Genomic DNA, 17,595 nt, shown 5'->3' with positions numbered 1-17,595 from the left:
TTTGCGGCGGCAAAGAAAAGTAGGTGCCGCCCCGCACAGGGGCGACGCCTGAAGTGAGCTAACGTAACGCGGATGCCAGCGCAAAGGCAAATAAACCAAACAGCATACGCAGCAAACCCCACCTCACGAAGGCGAAAAAAGCTCAACCGCCCGCGCCGCGAAGGCGCAAAAAAAAACCTCACCGCGGGAAACCCCGCAAATACTCCCCAAGAAAATCAACAAACGTCCGCAACTTAACAGACAACTGATTCCTCTCAAGATAAATCGCATGAATATCCGCCCCGGGCAGCGCCCAATCAACCAAAAGCGGCACGAGCACGCCCCGCTCCAGATACTCCCCAACTTCCCATTCCGAACGCACAACAACACCCCGCCCTTCAAGCGCCCAGTGCAGCACTGCACTACCATCATTACTGGCGAGCGGCCCATCCACCTTCACAGTCTCCACGCGCTTGCCGCGTGAAAAGTGCCACGTCCCATAAGCCGACTCATTCTCGCGCAGCACGATACACGCGTGCCGAGTCAGATCATGCGGCAGCGACGGCATCCCATGCCGCTCCACATACGCGGGCGACGCGCACACGATCCGCCGGTTCTTCATCAACAAGCGCGCATTGACTCGCGCATCCGGCACCTCGCCAAACCGGATGCCAAGATCAAAACCCTCCTCCTGCAAACTCATCGGCCTGTCGGTCAGATGAAGCTGAATCTTCATCGACGGAAAACGCGCGACGAAATCGGAAATCGCAGGCGCAATCCGCGCACGGCCAAAACCAAACGACGCATTCACCCGCAACAACCCCGCCGGTTCAGCGCGGCTACGCGTCACCAGCTGTTCGAGTTCCTGCAACTCGTCGAGTATCCGCGAGCCATTCGCGAGGTATAGCTCGCCCTCCGGCGTCAGGCTCAGACGCCGCGTCGTACGGTTCATCAGGCGCACCCCCAGCCGCCGCTCGAGTTGCGCCAGGCGCTTGCTGACAGCCGGCGGCGTCACGCCAAGCTCGCGCGCCGCCGCTGCCAGATTGCGATGCCGCGCAACCAGCGCGAACAGATTCAGATCCGAAAAGCCATCCATTTTCACCGTCTCCCCACCCAACGTGATTCGTTCCTTGCAGTTACGACCGGAATGCATTCAAGGAAACCCTATCGCCCGAGGCATCAATTAGACTCGATTCAACCTTGGGAGACAACGATGTTCGAAGGATTCACCGATGCGTCGGCCCACATCGACGGCATCACGATTCACGCAATCAAGGGCGGACGCGGTCCCGCGCTGCTGCTGTTGCACGGCCACCCGCAGACCCACGCAATCTGGCACAAGGTCGCGCCCGCACTGGCCGCCCGCTTCACCGTGATCGCCGCCGACCTGCGCGGCTACGGCGACAGCGGCAAACCGCAAGGCATGGCGGATCACGCGAACTACTCGAAGCGCCGCATGGCGCTCGATCAGGTCGAATTGATGCGCGCTCACGGCTTCGCGTCGTTTGCCGTGATCGGCCATGACCGCGGCGGGCGCGTGGCCGCGCGCATGGCGCTCGATCACCCCGACGCCGTCGAACGCCTCGTCACGCTCGACGTCGCGCCGACGCTCGCGATGTACGAGAAGACCTCGTTCGAGTTCGCCCGCGCCTACTGGCACTGGTTCATGCTGGTGCGGCCCGCGCCGTTTCCGGAGACGCTGATCCGCGCGGACCCGGACCTCTATCTGAAGCAGACGATCGGCGCGCGCAGCGCGGGACTCGCGCCCTTCACGGCCGAAGCCTACGCCGAATATCTGCGCTGTCTGTCCAACCCTGCGACCGCGCATGGCATCTGCGAGGACTACCGGGCAAGCGTCACGATCGACCTCGAACACGACCGCGCGACGCTCGCCGCGCATGAGCAGATCAAGTGCGGCTTCCTCGCGCTATGGGGCGCACACGGCGTGATCCAGCAGTGCTTCGCGCCGCTTGCGGAGTGGCGGCCATACGCACCGCAAGTCCAGGGCGAAGCACTGCCCTGCGGCCACTACATCCCGGAAGAAGCGCCGCAACTTTTACTGGACCGCGTGCTGCCCTTTCTTGGCGCGTAACGCCGACACAAGGAAACTCATCTCATCATGTCGAAACGAACCCTCTACCAGAAGCTCGTCGAGTCGCACCTCGTCTCGCGCATCGACGAACACAACGTGCTGCTGTACGTCGATCTGCATCTGATGAACGAATACACCAGCCCGCAGGCCTTCAGCGCGCTCGAAGCGCGTGGCCGCGCGGTGCGCAGGCCACGCCAGCAACTCGCCGTCGTCAGTCACATCATTCCGACTCACGCCGAAACGCCGCGCGTGATCCGCGACGCCGCATCGCTCGTGCTCGCGCAGAATCTCGCGCGCAACTGCGAGCGCGCCGGCATCCGCCTGCTCGCCGCGAATGATCCGATGCAAGGCATCGAGCACATCGTCGCGCCCGAGATGGGACTCGTGCGGCCCGGCATGGTCGTCCTGTGCGGCGACAGCCACACCACCACGTACGGCGCATTGGGCGCGCTGGGATTCGGCATCGGCACGTCCGAAGTCGAGCATGTGCTGGCGACGCAAACCCTCGTCTACCGGCTCGCGCAGACCATGCGCATCGTGATCGACGGCACGTTGCCTTATGGCACGTCATCGAAAGACGTCGTGATCTGGCTGCTCAGCCGCATCGGCGCACAGGGCGCGCGCGGCTACGCGGTCGAGTTCGCGGGATCGACCATCGCGTCGCTGTCGGCGGAAGCGCGCATGACCTTGTGCAACATGACCGTCGAAGCAGGCGCGCGCGCCGCGCTGATCGCGCCCGACGCGACCACCTTCGCCTACGTGCGCGCACACGCCAGAACGCTCGACGAAGCCGCGTGGCAAGCTGCCCTCGTCGACTGGCGCGCGCTTCGCTCCGACGACGACGCGCACTTCGACGCCGAGCACCGTTTCGATGCACGCGACATCGCACCGTTCGTCACGTGGGGCACGAGTCCCGACCAGTCCATTGCAATCGATGCGCGCATACCCGGCGAAGCCGAACAGCCTTCACGCGAAGCCGCCGCGTCGCTGCGCCGCGCGCTCGATTACATGGGACTCGAAGCACGACAGCCGCTGGCCGGCACGCGGATCGATCGTGTCTTCATCGGATCGTGCACGAACGGGCGTATCGAAGATCTGCGCAGCGTCGCGCAGATCGTGCGCGGCAAGCGTGTCGCGCAAGGCGTGCGCGCGATGGTGGTGCCCGGCTCGGGCAGCGTGCGCCGCGCGGCAGAACGGGAAGGCATCGCGCAGACGCTGATCGACGCCGGCTTCGAATGGCGCGAGCCCGGCTGCTCGATGTGCCTTGCGATGAACGACGACATGCTCGACGAAGGCGAGCGCTGCGCATCGACGACCAACCGCAATTTCGAAGGACGCCAGGGGCGCGGCGGCCGCACGCATCTGATGAGTCCCGCGATGGCAGCAGCCGCCGCGCTGACCGGCTGCATCACCGACGTCCGCACACTGGAGGCACACACGCAATGAACCGCTTGACGATTATCGAAGGCAAGGCTGCGCCGTTGCCCATCGACAACCTCGACACCGATCAGATCATGCCGAAGCAGTTTTTGCGCATCGTCGACAAGGCCGGTCTTGCAGAGGGATTGCTGTACGACCTGCGCTTCGATGCGCAAGGCTCGCCGCGCGCCAGTTGCGTGCTCAACCAGCGGGCCTGGGACGGCGCGCGCATCCTGATCGGCGGAGCGAACTTCGGCTGCGGGTCGAGCCGCGAGCACGCGGTCTGGGGCTTGCAGCAATACGGCTTTCAGGCAGTGATCGCACCGAGCTTCGCGGAGATTTTCTATTCCAACGCGATGAACAACCGGCTGCTGCTCGTGCAACTCGAACGCGACGCAATCGATGCACTCGTGCAGGCTTCGACCCAAACGCCTGAATCGACGCTGCGCATCGATCTCGAACGGCAGACCGTGACGAGTGCGCAAGGACAGACCTACACGTACCCGCTCGGCGCGCGCCACAAGCAAATGGTGATCGAAGGCATGGACACGATCGACCTGTCGCTCGCGTCGCTGGCCGATATCGAGGCGTTCGAGCGCGCGCATTTCACGCGGCACACGTGGGCGCAAGTGCTATGAAAGCCGCGCCGCCGTCGCCATAGCGGCTTCGACGGCCGCATCGCCCTGTTCCATTCAGATACGCCGATTCCCTTCCGACTGCAGAAGGGAACGGCCCCGCTTTGCCCCGAAAAACGGAGGAGACATGAAGCGCAAACCGTTCTACAAGGTTCTTTATATCCAGGTGCTGTTCGCCATCGCCGCGGGCGTGCTGCTCGGACACTTCGCGCCGCATGAAGCCGTCGCGTTGAAGCCGCTCGGCGACATGTTCATCAAACTGGTGCGGATGATCATCGGGCCGGTGATCTTCTGCACGGTCGTGACGGGCATCGCCGGCATGCAGGACATGAAGAAGGTGGGACGCGTCGGCGGCAAGGCACTGCTGTATTTCGAAGCCGCGTCGACGCTCGCGCTCGCGATCGGACTCGTTGCCGCGCATGTGCTCAAGCCAGGCAGCGGCTTCAACGTCGATCCCGCCACGCTCGATGCGAGCGCCGTATCGAGCTACGCGGCGCAGGCTGCGCATGGCGACGGCATCGTCGCGTTCGTCATGCACGCGATCCCCGACACCTTCGCCGGCGCGATGACGCAAGGCGATATCCTGCCCGTGCTGGTGATCGCGATGCTGTTCGGCTCGGCGCTGGCCGTGCTGGGCGACAAGGCAGCGCCCGTGACGAATCTCGTCGAGACACTGTCGAAAGCCTTCTTTCGCATCGTGCATATGATCACGAGCCTCGCGCCCATTGGCGCGTTCGGCGCGATGGCGTTCACGATCGGCCGCTACGGCATCGTCTCCCTGCTGCCGATGCTCAAGCTGATCGGCTCGTTCTATCTGACGGCGGCCCTGTTCGTCGCGATCGTGCTGGGGCTGATCGCCCGGATGTGCGGCTTCAGCCTGTGGCGCTTTCTCGTCTATATCCGCGACGAACTGCTGATCGTGCTCGGCACGTCGACGTCCGAAGCGGCGCTGCCGCAACTGATGGAAAAGCTCGAACGGCTCGGCTGCCCGCGCGGCGTGGTCGGACTCGTCGTGCCGACGGGTTACTCGTTCAACCTCGACGGCACGAACATCTATATGACGCTCGCCGTGCTGTTTCTCGCGCAGGCGACCAACACGCATCTGACCGTCACGCAGGAAATCACGCTGCTGCTGGTGACGATGCTGACCTCGAAAGGATCGACGGGCGTGACGGGCGCGGGTTTCATCACGCTGGCCGCGAGTCTGTCCGTCGTGCCGACCGTACCCGTCGCGGCGATGGTGCTGATACTCGGCATCGACCGCTTCATGTCCGAGTGCCGCGCGCTGACAAATATCGTCGGCAACGGCGTGGCGTCGATCGTCGTGTCGGCGTGGGAAGGCGGCCTGGATCGCGGCGCGCTCGCCGCCGCGCTCGGGCGCCGCGCTGACGATTCCCAGCACCCACACTTCGAGACACCAGCCGCAGCGCAAAGCACCGACATCGAAAAAGCATAACCTCGCGTTTTTCCTCATCACACAAATAGCGCGCAATGTGCGTTACATCGCATCCGGCCGGATCGATTGCTGGCAAGTTAATCCACATCATGTTGATCGTGCGGACGACGCGATGCGCGTCCGCTACCCGGGGTCGTCCCTGACAACCCTGGTAGAGGCGTGCAGCATGGGTGTATGTCAGGTTCCGGCGGGATGCTGATTCGCCTGCGGTCAGCACCGGACACGCGTACAGAGTTGTGTTTGCCGTGTATGACCACCAGCGAGGTAACAACCATGAGAATCAGCACATTGCTCGGGTCTGCGGCGTTGACCGTGGCCTTCGGGCCAGCCCTTCTGTCGGCCGCTGCGTGGGCTGACGGGCCGCGGTCAGCCTATGACAATGGCGGCGTGAGCGAGGCTTCGCTCGATCCGGGCGAAGAGCAGATGACGGCCGACGAGGAAAATAAAGCGCGTCTGAAAGATCTGAGCGACGCCTATCACAGCGGCTACAACGCCCGCGCGAAGGAGGATGCCGACACTTACGCTTCGTTGCGCGAGCAGTTGAAGCGCACGTCGAAGGCCAACGCGCAGCAACCGCCGCCGTTGCCGTCCGACATGCCTTCCGACGACAACGCGCAGGTGCGGCGCGTGAATCAGCCGCACGTCGCGCAGCGGCAGTTGCAGGCGCAAGCAGCTTACGACGATGACGACGCGGCACCCGTGCAATATGCACCCGCGCCGCCGCGTCCGCGCTACCGCCCCGCGACAGTCGTCTATACGCAGCCGCCGATGTACGACGGCCCTTCGCCCGAAGAGATGCAAACGGTGGTGTTCCAGCCGTATCAGCCGCCGCCCGTGCAGTACGTGCCCGTCTACCACCAGCCCGTCTACGTGAGCCAGCCGGTCATGCCGATGCAGTATGCGGCGCAGGTGCCCATGTACCGCCCCGGCTATTACGGCTACCGCGGTTACGGCGGCTGGTAGGACGAAGCAGCGTGTGTTGTCTGCATGCCGCGCCTTCGCAGGAAGGCGCGGCATGCGCACGTCCATGCGCAGCGTTGCTCTGCATCACCAGCCAAACTTCGCCTCGACGCCCACATAGTCCGCATTACGCGCCCCCAGCGCGCGTATCGAATCGCCGACTTCGAAGTGCACCGCTTCGAGCGCAAGCGCGACATTCGAACTGACGAGCCAGTCGGCGCGAACCTGCGCATACATCCCCGTCCAGCGCGTGCCCTTGCCGGCCGTGCCCGGCACCACGGCCGAACCCTGGCCGTAGATGGCATCGGCTGTCGTCGCGCGCCACTGGAAGCCGAGCGCCGTCAACAGCGTGACCTTCGGCGTCACCTTGAACGTGATCGACGGCTTCACGTGAATCAGGTTGCTGTAACCCGTGTAGCCCGCCAGCGTGAAGTAGTAGCCGTTGGGAAACAGCGGGTTGAAGGTGCCGACGCGGCCGTCGCCCGGATGCCCGTCGCCCGATGCGCCGTCCACCTGCAGCCCGAGCCGGGGCGAGCCCGCGACCGTGGCAAACGTATAGCCGCTCAACACGCCGAACGCCCACGCGCGGATCGTGTCGTTGCCGACGTGGCCCGTCTGCAGCATCGTCTCCGCGTCCCAGTCGAACGGCGCGACCTTGCCCGCGTAGCGCACGTCGAACACATCGCGATGCTCGGTGCCCGTCGCATCGAGAAAGCGCGCGTTGTCGCGGTTGTAGCGCGACCAGTACGCGGACAGATCGCCCGGTCCCGTGTTCGCGCGCTCGACACGCACGCCGCTGAACGTCAGATGCCGGTTCGACACATCGTCGAAAGCCGTGACGTCGCGGTACTGCACGGGCTGCGTCATGTAGCCGATAAAGCGCCACTTGTCGATTTCATAATCGGCCCATAGCGCGTCGAACGCCTGGCGCACGTTGGGGCCGTCGCGCACCGACACGAAGCGCTGCAAGTCGAACGCCATCTCCTGGCGGCCGACGCGCGCCTTGAACGTGCCACCGCCCACGCCATAGACGAACGCGACAAATGCCTGTTCGATATCGAGCGGATTCTTGTCGACGGGTGTGACGGAATTCTTGCCGAACGGACGCGCGTCTTCGAGCTGGAAGAACGCCTGCACATGCTCGCCGATGTGCGCGTCGGCATGCACCTGCGCGCGCTGGATCACGTAGCTGTCGGGCCGGGCGCTGCCAAGACCGAACAGCGGCGTGTTGTTCAACTCGAAACGCTCGCGCAGGGTTGCGCCGAGCGACAGATAGGTCGACGGATCGCCGCCCAGCGGAATGTACTTGAGCGCGTCGAACGGCTTGCGCGGCACGCACGGCAACCCCAGCACCGACCAGTCTTCCTGCCAGCGGTTGAACGACAGCGACGACGGCCGCTTCGCGGTGCATTGCGATGCGTCGGCCGCACCTGTTTCCGCCGCGCCTGTCCCTGCCGTGCCGGCGGCGAGCGCGTTCGCGCCGTCCGCCAGACCGCAGATGGCGAGCGCGGCGCAAGCAGCCGCCTTTCTTGCGCGCCTCATTGAACGACGCACCGTCACTTCTTCACGTCGTGAATCTCGGCGACATAGCCGCCGGGAAATTCGACCATTGCGCTGCGCCCTTCGACCGTGCCGCTCGCGGGCGACAGCACCTTCACGCCGACGCCTTGCGCCTTGGCGAGCGTCGCGTCGAGATCGGCGACCTGATAGCCCGTCGTCTCGCGGCCATACGGATACGGCAGCTTCCCGTCCGTCGCGAATACGAGCATGTTGCCGAAGCCCGACGCGATGCGCACGCGCCGGATCGTCTCTCCGGGCCGGCCGATTTCGCCGCCATCCGCACGGCGGTTATCGGAGACGACCTTGCCATGCGAGAAGCGCACGAAGCGCTTGACGAAGTTGTCCGCCGCCTGCGCGGACACGTAGACGCGATTGTCCGGCACCGTTTCGAGCGGACCATACGAAGGCGCCTTCGTGTGCCAGTACAACTGCATGTAAAGACCGCCCGGCCACTGGATGATGGCGTCCTTGCCGATCGGGTCGTCGAACGTATCGACGATCACGTCGGCGCCCGCCGCGCGCGCGGCGCGCACGGCCTTGTCGATATCGGTGACGAGATAGCCGGTCCGCTCGCTGCCGAACGGATACGGAACCGGCGTCTGGAACGCGAACACCGACAACATGCCCACGGGCGTCTGCACGTACTGCGAGGCGGTCTTGCTCGGCGTCGGCGTGACCGTGAATACGGCGCGCGGCGAAGCCTTGCCGCCGAACGTCGCGACGAAGCTGTCGACGAACGCGTCGATGTCCTGGTTCGACACATAGACGTGCGTCGTGTCGTACTGCGGCCCGACGGACACGACGGGCGCGCTCTTGCCCGCGCCCTGATGGTCGGCTTCCGCGAAGGCGGGCGAACCGGCCAGCGTCACGCCGAGCGCCGCAATCGACACGACAGCCGCGCGCAACATTCGATACATCTTGACGGTACTCATGAAAACACTCCTTGCTGGTAATGGTTGCTGCCGCGTCTCGTCATGACGCGCGGCGCGATCAGGTTTGCGCCGGCGCTGCGCCTGTGTTTCTCGACAGCACTGCGAGCACGCACAGCGCGGCGAGCGGCAACAGCAGCGCCCAGAATGACGCGAGCAGATACCCCGCCGCTCCCGCGCCTGCGCCAATCGCAAAACCGGCCACGGGCGGCAGCGTGCGCCACAGCCGACTGCGCGCCGCTTGCCGCGCTTTCGCGTCGGCGGGTGAAAACAACAGATCGAACACGTCGATCACGGCTTGCGTGACGTTGCCCGTCATCACCGTGTTCGCGACGACGGAGCGCGCCGTCAGGCGGCCATGCGCGTTCTGCACGCCCATCGCTGCCGCGCCGAGCAGCCCGCAGGCGATCGTCAGCGGCGCGTCGGAGTTGGTGATGGGCGCGGCCAGCACGCCCGCCGCCATGAAGCCCGTCAGCAGCGCCGCCTGCAGCACATACAGCGCGCAGGCGCGCACGCCATGTCCGCGCGCCAGCAACTGGTTGTCGAGGACGCGCGCGAGCACGATGCCCGCGACGAACGCGGGAAACGCGAGCCACTTGATCAGCAGCCCGCTTCCCGCGCCGGCCAGGCCCGAGCCGATCAGAATGAAATTGCCCGTCACGTGCGCAGTGAACAGCCCGAACAACGCGACGAAGCCAAGCGTGTCGACATAGCCCGCGATGCTCGCAAGCCAGGTGTCCTCGCCGGGCACGTGATCGATCTGCGCCGCGCGTGGCGCCTGCGCGCCCACGCTCACTGGTCCTTGCTGCATGACGAAGCCGGTTTGTTGCTCGCGACGGAGGGCGCACTTTGCGTCTGCGCGTCAGGCGTGCGGATCTGTGCCTGCACGAACGGAATGGCATGCTCGCCGATCACGATGCCGAGCAGTCCCGCGAGCGCGATCAGCGGCGGCGCGGGCGACTGCACGCGCACGAGGTAATACAGCAGGCCCACCACGAGGCCTGCGCCCAACGAAATCAGATATGACATGACTTGCTCCTTCGTTGCTTCGCCCGGCCGCTCACGGCGAGCCGGGCATCATCCCTGGCTGCGACGCGTGCGCGGACGCGGCGGCTGCCATGGCAAGCGCCGCGCGTACGTCCGGGATGATCGATTCCATCGCCTGTGCTCACGCCTGTCGCTGCCCGGACGCATGCGGCCGCAGCGCAAGCCGGTAACGGCCCGCGCCGCCGATCGCAATGGTGCCGAACAGGATCAGCAGCATCCACGCGAATTGCCCCTGATCGAGTGTCCACTCGCGATGCACGAGGCCGAGCGCAATTGCGCTGACCAGCATGATCGGCAGCGCGGCAAGCCGTGTCGCGACGCCTGCGATCATCAGCAGCGGACACACCACTTCCGCGAAAATCGCAAAGGCCAGCGTCAGCGTCTTGCCGAGATGCAACGGGTCTTCGATCGCGCCGAGCTGGCTCGCGTAATGGAGCGCCTTCGGCAGTCCATGCACGAGCAGCACGAGCACGCTCGCGGTGACGCGCAGAAACAGCAGCGCGGCGTCGGGTGCGGAAAAGCGGTTCATCGCGCTCACGCGTCAAAACGCAAAGCAGCTGCAACCGAGCGCGCCCCAGAACGAGTTCGCGTCGCCGGCAGGCACGTTGCTGCGCCAGGCCCATCCATGCGCATGACGATGCACGCCGCACAGGTTCACGCACGCGTCGTTGCACGATTGCTGCAGCGGCGCAGCGGCGGGACGGTAGCGCGCATAGCCGCCGTACTCCGCGACGGGCGACCACGTCGGGCTGACGGGCAGCGCAGGCGGCGCGAACGTTTCGAACTCGTCGGCGGCATAGACGACGCGGCCGTTGACGACCGTCAGCACCGAGCTCAGATGCCGGATCGAATCTTCATCGACGGTGAAGTAGTCGTCGGACAGCACCGCGAAATCCGCGAGCTGGCCCGGCACCAGCGCACCCTTGCGGGTCTCGTCGTTCGAGAACCACGCGCTGCCGACCGTATAGCGCCGCAGCGCTTCCATGCGGTCGAGCCGGTCTTGCGCCGCGTACATCTGCGTGCCGCCCACCGTGCGTCCCGACACCAGCCAGTACAGCGAGACGAACGGATTGAAGCTCGCGACGCGCGTCGCGTCCGTGCCCGCGCCGACGGGCAGCCCGGCCTCCAGCATCTGCCGCACGGGCGGCGTGCGCGCAGCGGCTTGCGCGCCATAGCGCGCGATGAAGTATTCGCCCTGATACGCCATCCGGTGCTGGACCGCGATGCCGCCGCCAAGCGCCGCAATGCGCTCGATATTGCGCTGTGAAATCGTCTCGCAGTGATCGAAGAACCAGCGCAGGCCGTCGAACGGCGTGTCGATGTTGACGCGTTCGAACACATTGAGAAAGCGCTCGATCGATTCGTCGTAAGTCGCATGCAGCCGGAACGGCCAGCGGTTCTGCACGAGCAGCCGCACGACGGCTTCGAGTTCGCTTTCCATCGCATCCGGCAGATCGGGGCGCGGTTCCAGGAAGTCCTCGAAGTCGGCGGCGGAGAACACCAGCATTTCGCCCGCGCCGTTCACCTTCAGGAAGTCGTCGCCGTCGCCGGGTTTCGTGACCTTGACCCACTTCGCGAAGTCTTCGATTTCCTTCTTCGCGTTCTGCGTGAAGAGGTTGTACGCGATACGCACGGTCAGCTCGTTGCGCTTCGCAAGTTCCATGATGACGGCGTAGTCGTCGGGATACGCCTGATAACCGCCGCCCGCGTCGATCGCGCTCGTCACGCCGAGGCGGTTCAGCTCGCGCATGAACTGGCGCGATGAGTTCATCTGATCGTCGAGCGGCAGCTTCGGACCTTTGGCGAGCGTCGCGTACAGCAGACCCGCATTCGGGCGCGCGATCAGCATGCCCGTCGGGTTGCCGCGCCTGTCGCGCTGGATTTCGCCGCCCGGCGGGTTCGGCGTGTCGCGGTCGTAGCCGACGGCGCGCAACGCGGCTGCGTTCAGCAGCGCGCTGTCGTAAAGGTGCAGGATGAAGACGGGCGTATCCGGCGCAATCGCGTTGATTTCTTCGAGCGTCGGGCCGCGCTTCTCCGCAAACTGAAATTCGTTCCATCCGCCGACCACGCGCACCCATTGCGGCGCCGGCGTGCGCGCAACCTGCGCGCGCAGCATCTCGAGCGCATCGCGCAGCGACGGCACGCCGTCCCAGCGCAACTCGAGATTGAAATTGAGGCCGCCGCGAATCACGTGAAGATGCGAATCGTTGAGGCCGGGAATCACCGTGCGGCCCTTCAGGTCGATGCGGCGCGTCGAATCGTTCGCCCATTGCATCATGTCGTGATCATTGCCGCTCGCGACGATCTCGCCTTTCGCGACGGCGAGCGCCGTCACGAACGAACGCTTGTCGTCCTGCGTCGCTATCTTGCCGTTGTAGATCACCAGGTCCGCAATGCGGGCGGGCTGAATGGGTGCGGTCATCGTCGCTCTCCGTGAATCGTGGTCAGGCGTAATCCGCGCGCGACGTCAGCGACGCCGCGCGCGAATCAAAACTAAAAATGCTTTGAATCGATGAAGCCCGATCAGCCCGCTTCGCTCGCGTGCTCGCCGAGAATCTGCTTCGCGTAGCGCACGCCGATGCCGTATGCGCTGTGCGCCTTGAAGATGTCCATGCAGCCTTCGTACGTTTCGCCGCGCGCCCAGTCGCGTTGCAGCTCACACATGAACTGCAGCGAGTTCATCGGTACCGCGCCCGCCTGGACGATGCGTTGCACCGCGCGCTCGTGCGCCTCTTCCGTGATGTCGCCGCATGCGTCCGTCGGCACATAGATTTCGAAGCCTTCGGCCAGCATCTGGATGGTCGGGAACGTCACGCAGACTTCCGTCCACAGGCCGGCGATCACGATCTTCTTGCGGCCCGTTGCCTTGATGGCGTCACGGAAGCCCTTGTCTTCCCACGAGTTCATCGACGTGCGGTCGATAGGCTTGGTCTCCGGAAACACCGCTTGCACTTCGGGCAGCAGATGGCCGCTGAACGAGTCGGCAGCGATCGTCGTCAGGATGGTCGGCACCTTGAAGAGCTTCGCGGCCTTCGCGAGAATCTGGACGTTGTGCAGGACAGTGGTGCGCTCGTGCGAGTGCGTGCCGAAAAACATCTGCGGCTGATGGTCGATAAGCGCGAGTGCGCATGTGTCGGGCGTCAACAGTTCATGTGCCATGAGTAACTCCATTTCGCAGGCATGCGAGAGACCCGCACGGTGGCCTGAGGGCAACCGCGCTAGCGTCCGGTTAGTGGATGAATCCAGTCGACGTCGCATCGGCCATGCGGATGCAAACGGTTTCCCCGCGCGGCTTGTGCGCGAGTTTCACAATGCCGTGCAGGCATTTCGACTTGCGAGAAGATTAGTGACGGGCGGACTTAAAGTCCTGATGCGCGCCTTAAACGTTATTAAGCGGCGTCATTAAGCGGCGTTGTAAAGTGCTGTTGTCAAGTGCCGTCGTCAGGCGCGAGACTGAACGGAAACGACACGCAGCGCGCCGCGCGGGCCCGGCGATGCATCGCGCGCCACGGTGCGCTCGACGCCGTTGCGCTGCTCCCAGTCGAGCGATGTCGAGAACCAGCGTTGTGCCTCGTCGTGACGGCCGAGCTTGCACAGCACGTCGCCCTTGATCCTGCATAGCTCGGCGTAGTACCAGCGTTCGCCGTTGTCGTCGGCGTGGCGCAGTGCCTCTTCAATGACGGCGAGCGCTTGCTTGTCGCGCGATGCGTTCATCAGCGCCACGGCGAGCTGCCCCTGTAACGGCGAAAGCTGCGCAAGATAGCCGGTCGTGCGAAGCGCGGAAATCGAGGCGGTCAACCGTTCGATCGCACTCGCTCCAGGGTTGGCGAGTGTCGCGAGCCATGCGTCGTAGCACGCGCAGCATGCGCTCCAGATCGCGAAGCCGAAACGCGTGGACAGCTCATTCAGCACGTCGATGCCGTGACGCGCCGCGGCGAGGTCGCCATTGAGCAGCGCAATCGGCACGAGCGCTTCGACGAGCACATAGCAGATGACGATTTCGTGGTCGTACTGCGCGGCCGAATCGAAGCAGCGCGCGGCGAGATCGTACGCGCCGCCGCGCTCGCCTTGCACCCAACGCACGCGCGCCAGCGTCGCACGCGCGGCGATGCCGTGATCGACGCGCAGACCGGGTGTATGCCAGCGGCTCAGCGGCTTGACTTCGTACTCTTCGATCATCCGCTCCAGCAGTTCGCGTGCACGACGCTGGTCGCCTGCATAGTGCAGCGCGATCCCTTCGACGCGCCCCGACAACACGACATGCGTTGCATTGCCGCTGCTGCGCGCGAAATCGCCGAAGCGGCGCGCGCACGTCAGCGCATCGCGCGCGCGTCCGCTGTACTGATGCCAGTTCCACACGCCCCAACGTGCCCGCGACGCGTAGTCGGCATGGCCGGCCTGCATCGCCTCGTCCAGCACGAGCGTCCAGGCTTCGCGCGTTTGCGCGAGCGGGCCTTCTATGTAAACGAGCGCGGCGGCGAGCGCCGACATGAGCCGCAAGCGCGCTTCGACGCGCGTGCCGCCGTCTTCCTGCGCGCCAGAAGGCACGAAGCGCAGCGCCGCGCGCGCGCGGCTGCAACATTCTTCGACCAGCGACAGCTCATAGAGATAAGGCACGGTGACGGCCGCGAGCGCAATGCCCGTCGCGTGATCGCCGCGTTCACCCAGTGTCCAGTCGAGCGCGGTGCGCAGGTTGCCGAGCTCGCGCGTGAACTCGCCGAGCCACTCGACGACGGGCCGCTCGGCCCAGCGCTTCTGCGCCGTTTCGAGCAACTGCAGAAACAGCACCGCATGCGCGTGCGCGGCGGCCAGCCGCTCGCCGTTGTCGTCGAGTTGCTGGAGCGCGTAGGCGCGCGTCGATTCGAGCAAACGGTAGCGATACGACGAGCCTTCGAAGTCCGTCGTCAGCAACGAGCGCGATACGAGACCGCTCACGGCATCGAGCGCTTCCATGCGCGTGAGCCCGGCGTGCTCCGCCATTGCGCAGGCGGCGTCGAGCGTAAAGCCGTTGACGAACATGCCCAGCCAGCGCAGCAACTTCTGTTCGTCGCTGCTCAAGAGACGGTAGCTCCAGTCGAGCGTCGCCTTGAGCGTCTGATGACGCGGCAAGGCCGTGCGCCGGCCGCCCGTGAGGATGCGGAAACGGTCGTCGAGATGCTCGGCCAGCAGGCCGATGCCCAGCACGGCCGCACGCGACGCGGCCAGTTCGAGCGCGAGCGGAATGCCGTCGAGCCGGCGGCACACTTCACCCGTCAGACGAATGCTGGTTTCGTCGAGCGAAAAATGCGCGCCGTCGGCTTGCGCGCGCGCCAGAAAGAACTGCACGGCGGGCGTGCGCAACACGTCGGTGCCGGGATCGTCCCGGGTCGGCACGGACAGCGGCGGCACCTGATAAACGATCTCGTCGCGCGCGCGCAAGGCTTCGCGGCTCGTCGCCAGCACACGCATGCGGCTGCCCGCGCCCGTCAGCGACTCCGCGATGGCGGCCACGATCTCCAGCACCTGCTCGCAGTTGTCGAGCACCACCAGCGCCTCGCGGTCACGCCATTCGGCGGCGATCTGCGCGAGCGCCGTGCGGCTCGCGGAAAGCCGGCTGCCCATCGCGAAGGCGAGCGCGTCGAGCGCCGACGGCGCATCGATCACGGCCGCGAGCGGCACGAACACGACGCCGTCGGCGAACTCGTGCTGGATCCTGTGCGCGACTTCCACCGCGAGCCGCGTCTTGCCGATGCCGCCCGTGCCGACCAGCGTCACGGCCTGATGCGCGCGCAACGCGGCCGCCACGCCTTCGAGCGCATCCTGCCGGCCGATCAGTTCCGGCACGCATGCGGGCAACGGCTGACGCGAAGGCCGCGCGGCGTCGGCGCCGGCCGATACATCCTCTTGCGCGGCGGACGGCGCGCTGGCGCCGTCGCGCGCGTCGGCCTCGTCATGCATGACCAGACGGTAGCCCCGGCCGGGCACCGTGCGCAGGCGCTCGCGCTCGTCGCCGAACGCACGGCGCAGCCCGGAGATATGAACCTGCAGATTGTTCTTTTCGACGACCGTGGTCGGCCAGACGACGCGCATGATCTCGTCTTTCGATACGAGTTCGCCGTCGGCGGCGATCAGCAGCGCGAGGATGTCGAACGCGCGGCTGCCGATCGGGACTCTCTGCCCATCGAGACGCACTTCGCGATGATCAAGTGAAATCTCGAGTTGACCGATCTTGATCGTCATCATCTGAGTGGTGATGTTGAGGACGGCGGAGCTTGCAACGGCAGTAGCACAACCATGAAGGGCTCGCACTATACGACGCCATATCGACATGAGCTGTGACGATTGCAGTCATGACGGCACGAAACGACAAGCGGGACCGGCTGCAAAGCAGTGTACAACGAACAAAAGCCGCCCGGCATGCCTGACGGACGGCGTTCTCGATGATTTGCGGCATGCACGTCGATGCGCGCGCCGGGAATGCCCGGCTGGTTACTGCTTCAGGAACGCCAGCAGATCGGCGTTCACCTGCTCGACATGCGTGCTGCACATGCCGTGCGGCGCGCCCGCATAGACCTTCAGCGTCGCGTCCTTCACCAGCTTCGACGCAAGCCTGGCCGAAGCGTCGACAGGCACGATCTGATCGTCGTCGCCATGCAGGAAGAGCGTTGGCACGTCGATCTTCTTCAGGTCGTCTGTATAGTCGACTTCGGAGAACTGCCTGATGCACTCGTACTGGCCTTTGATCGAGCCTTGCATGCCCTGACGCCAGAAGTCCTGGACCAGTCCTTGCGAGACCTGCGCGTCTGGACGGTTGAAGCCGTAAAACGGCGTCGCGAGATCGAGATAGAACTGCGAGCGGTTGGCCGCCACGCCTGTACGAATTCCGTCGAATATGGACAACGGCAAGCCGCCTGGGTTAGCGGCCGTCTTGAGCATCAGCGGCGGCACGGCGCCGATCAGCACGGCCTTCGCGACGCGCTTCGAGCCATGACGGCCAAGGTAATGCGCGACTTCGCCGCCACCCGTCGAATGGCCGACCAGCATTGCGTTCGTCACGTCGAGCGCATCGAGCACGGCGGCGAGATCGTCCGCGTAGGTGTCCATGTCGTTGCCGCCCGAAGCCTGGCCTGAGCGCCCATGACCACGCCGGTCGTGCGCGATCACGCGATAGCCCTGGTTGGCGAGGAACAGCATCTGCGGGTCCCACGCATCGGCGGACAAGGGCCAGCCGTGCGAGAAGACGACGGGCGTGCCCGAGCCCCAGTCCTTGTAGAAGATGTCCGTGCCGTCCTGCGCATTCACGAAGTTGTCACGCTGATTGTGCGCGCTCATAGAGTGTTCTCCGTCGTTGCATCGCCTCGCGCACGCTGGCGCGGCGAGGTCTGGTGTCAAAAGAGACGGAGCTTAGCGGGGTGCGCAGTCAAAGTCCTTATGCGCGGCTTAAACGTCCTGAACAGCGCCGTGCCCGCCTGGCGCAAGGCCTGCTTCGGCAGGCATGCGCGGCACTCGCGAGCACGCCTGGGTGCCGCTTAAGAAATT

Annotated in this window: 15 protein-coding genes; 5 read left to right on the top strand and 10 right to left on the bottom strand. The window is 65.2% G+C overall.

Annotated elements, in window-relative coordinates; genetic code table 11:
* Positions 1-178: 178 nt before the first annotated feature.
* Positions 179-1,075: a LysR family transcriptional regulator gene (locus tag KFO72_RS29965; RefSeq protein ID WP_054932404.1), complete on the bottom strand. Its 897-nt coding sequence runs from the start codon at positions 1,073-1,075 to the stop codon at positions 179-181.
* A gap of 117 nt (positions 1,076-1,192) precedes the next feature.
* On the opposite strand from KFO72_RS29965, the gene KFO72_RS29960 reads away from it, so the two are divergent.
* The 5 genes from KFO72_RS29960 (at position 1,193) to KFO72_RS29940 (ending at position 6,544) form a co-directional block, all read left to right on the top strand.
* A complete protein-coding gene (locus KFO72_RS29960) occupies positions 1,193-2,071 on the top strand; it encodes an alpha/beta fold hydrolase (protein WP_107203628.1) in 879 nt (292 codons plus the stop codon).
* Positions 2,072-2,098: 27 nt separating this feature from the next.
* Positions 2,099-3,517 (top strand): 3-isopropylmalate dehydratase large subunit, encoded by a 1,419-nt coding sequence (gene leuC, locus KFO72_RS29955; protein WP_225033658.1) that lies wholly within the window; start codon positions 2,099-2,101, stop codon positions 3,515-3,517.
* Complete coding sequence (gene leuD, locus KFO72_RS29950) at positions 3,514-4,128, top strand: 3-isopropylmalate dehydratase small subunit (RefSeq protein ID WP_225033657.1); 615 nt, start codon at positions 3,514-3,516, stop codon at positions 4,126-4,128. Before leuC ends, leuD begins: the two co-directional genes overlap by 4 nt.
* Before the next feature lie 124 nt (positions 4,129-4,252).
* Complete coding sequence (locus tag KFO72_RS29945; protein WP_176055375.1) at positions 4,253-5,581, top strand: dicarboxylate/amino acid:cation symporter; 1,329 nt, start codon at positions 4,253-4,255, stop codon at positions 5,579-5,581.
* A 273-nt stretch (positions 5,582-5,854) separates the two neighbouring features.
* Positions 5,855-6,544: a hypothetical protein gene (locus tag KFO72_RS29940; RefSeq protein ID WP_225033656.1), complete on the top strand. Its 690-nt coding sequence runs from the start codon at positions 5,855-5,857 to the stop codon at positions 6,542-6,544.
* An 84-nt stretch (positions 6,545-6,628) separates the two neighbouring features.
* Here KFO72_RS29940 and KFO72_RS29935 read toward each other — a convergent pair whose 3' ends face one another.
* The 9 genes from KFO72_RS29935 to KFO72_RS29895 all read right to left on the bottom strand — a co-directional run bounded on the left by KFO72_RS29935 (position 6,629) and on the right by KFO72_RS29895 (position 17,388).
* Positions 6,629-8,083, bottom strand: coding sequence for an alginate export family protein (locus KFO72_RS29935; protein WP_224099782.1), 1,455 nt, complete (start codon positions 8,081-8,083; stop codon positions 6,629-6,631).
* Positions 8,084-8,097: 14 nt separating this feature from the next.
* Positions 8,098-9,033, bottom strand: coding sequence for a glyoxalase (locus KFO72_RS29930; protein ID WP_225033655.1), 936 nt, complete (start codon positions 9,031-9,033; stop codon positions 8,098-8,100).
* A 58-nt stretch (positions 9,034-9,091) separates the two neighbouring features.
* On the bottom strand, positions 9,092-9,841 hold the full coding sequence (locus tag KFO72_RS29925; protein WP_062918188.1) for a YoaK family protein: 750 nt from the start codon (positions 9,839-9,841) through the stop codon (positions 9,092-9,094).
* Positions 9,823-10,059: a DUF1427 family protein gene (locus tag KFO72_RS29920; RefSeq protein WP_054932412.1), complete on the bottom strand. Its 237-nt coding sequence runs from the start codon at positions 10,057-10,059 to the stop codon at positions 9,823-9,825. The genes KFO72_RS29925 and KFO72_RS29920 overlap by 19 nt, the downstream gene beginning before the upstream one ends.
* Positions 10,060-10,198: 139 nt before the next feature.
* Positions 10,199-10,606 carry a DoxX family protein gene (locus KFO72_RS29915; protein ID WP_054932413.1) on the bottom strand — a complete coding sequence of 136 codons (408 nt, stop codon included), beginning with the start codon at positions 10,604-10,606 and terminating at the stop codon, positions 10,199-10,201.
* Between the two features lie 12 nt (positions 10,607-10,618).
* Positions 10,619-12,499: an amidohydrolase gene (locus KFO72_RS29910; protein WP_060608527.1), complete on the bottom strand. Its 1,881-nt coding sequence runs from the start codon at positions 12,497-12,499 to the stop codon at positions 10,619-10,621.
* 101 nt (positions 12,500-12,600) lie between these two features.
* A complete protein-coding gene (locus KFO72_RS29905; protein ID WP_054932415.1) occupies positions 12,601-13,236 on the bottom strand; it encodes a hydrolase in 636 nt (211 codons plus the stop codon).
* A gap of 282 nt (positions 13,237-13,518) precedes the next feature.
* Positions 13,519-16,299 (bottom strand): winged helix-turn-helix domain-containing protein, encoded by a 2,781-nt coding sequence (locus tag KFO72_RS29900; protein WP_225033654.1) that lies wholly within the window; start codon positions 16,297-16,299, stop codon positions 13,519-13,521.
* Between the two features lie 246 nt (positions 16,300-16,545).
* Complete coding sequence (locus tag KFO72_RS29895; RefSeq protein WP_225033653.1) at positions 16,546-17,388, bottom strand: alpha/beta fold hydrolase; 843 nt, start codon at positions 17,386-17,388, stop codon at positions 16,546-16,548.
* Between the last annotated feature and the right edge of the window lie 207 nt (positions 17,389-17,595).

Source organism: Paraburkholderia sp. XV (genome assembly GCF_020177535.1).
Classification (GTDB): domain Bacteria; phylum Pseudomonadota; class Gammaproteobacteria; order Burkholderiales; family Burkholderiaceae; genus Paraburkholderia; species Paraburkholderia caribensis.
The sequence above is the reverse complement of the archived record's forward strand: the minus strand, read 5'-3'. Positions and strand labels throughout refer to the sequence as shown.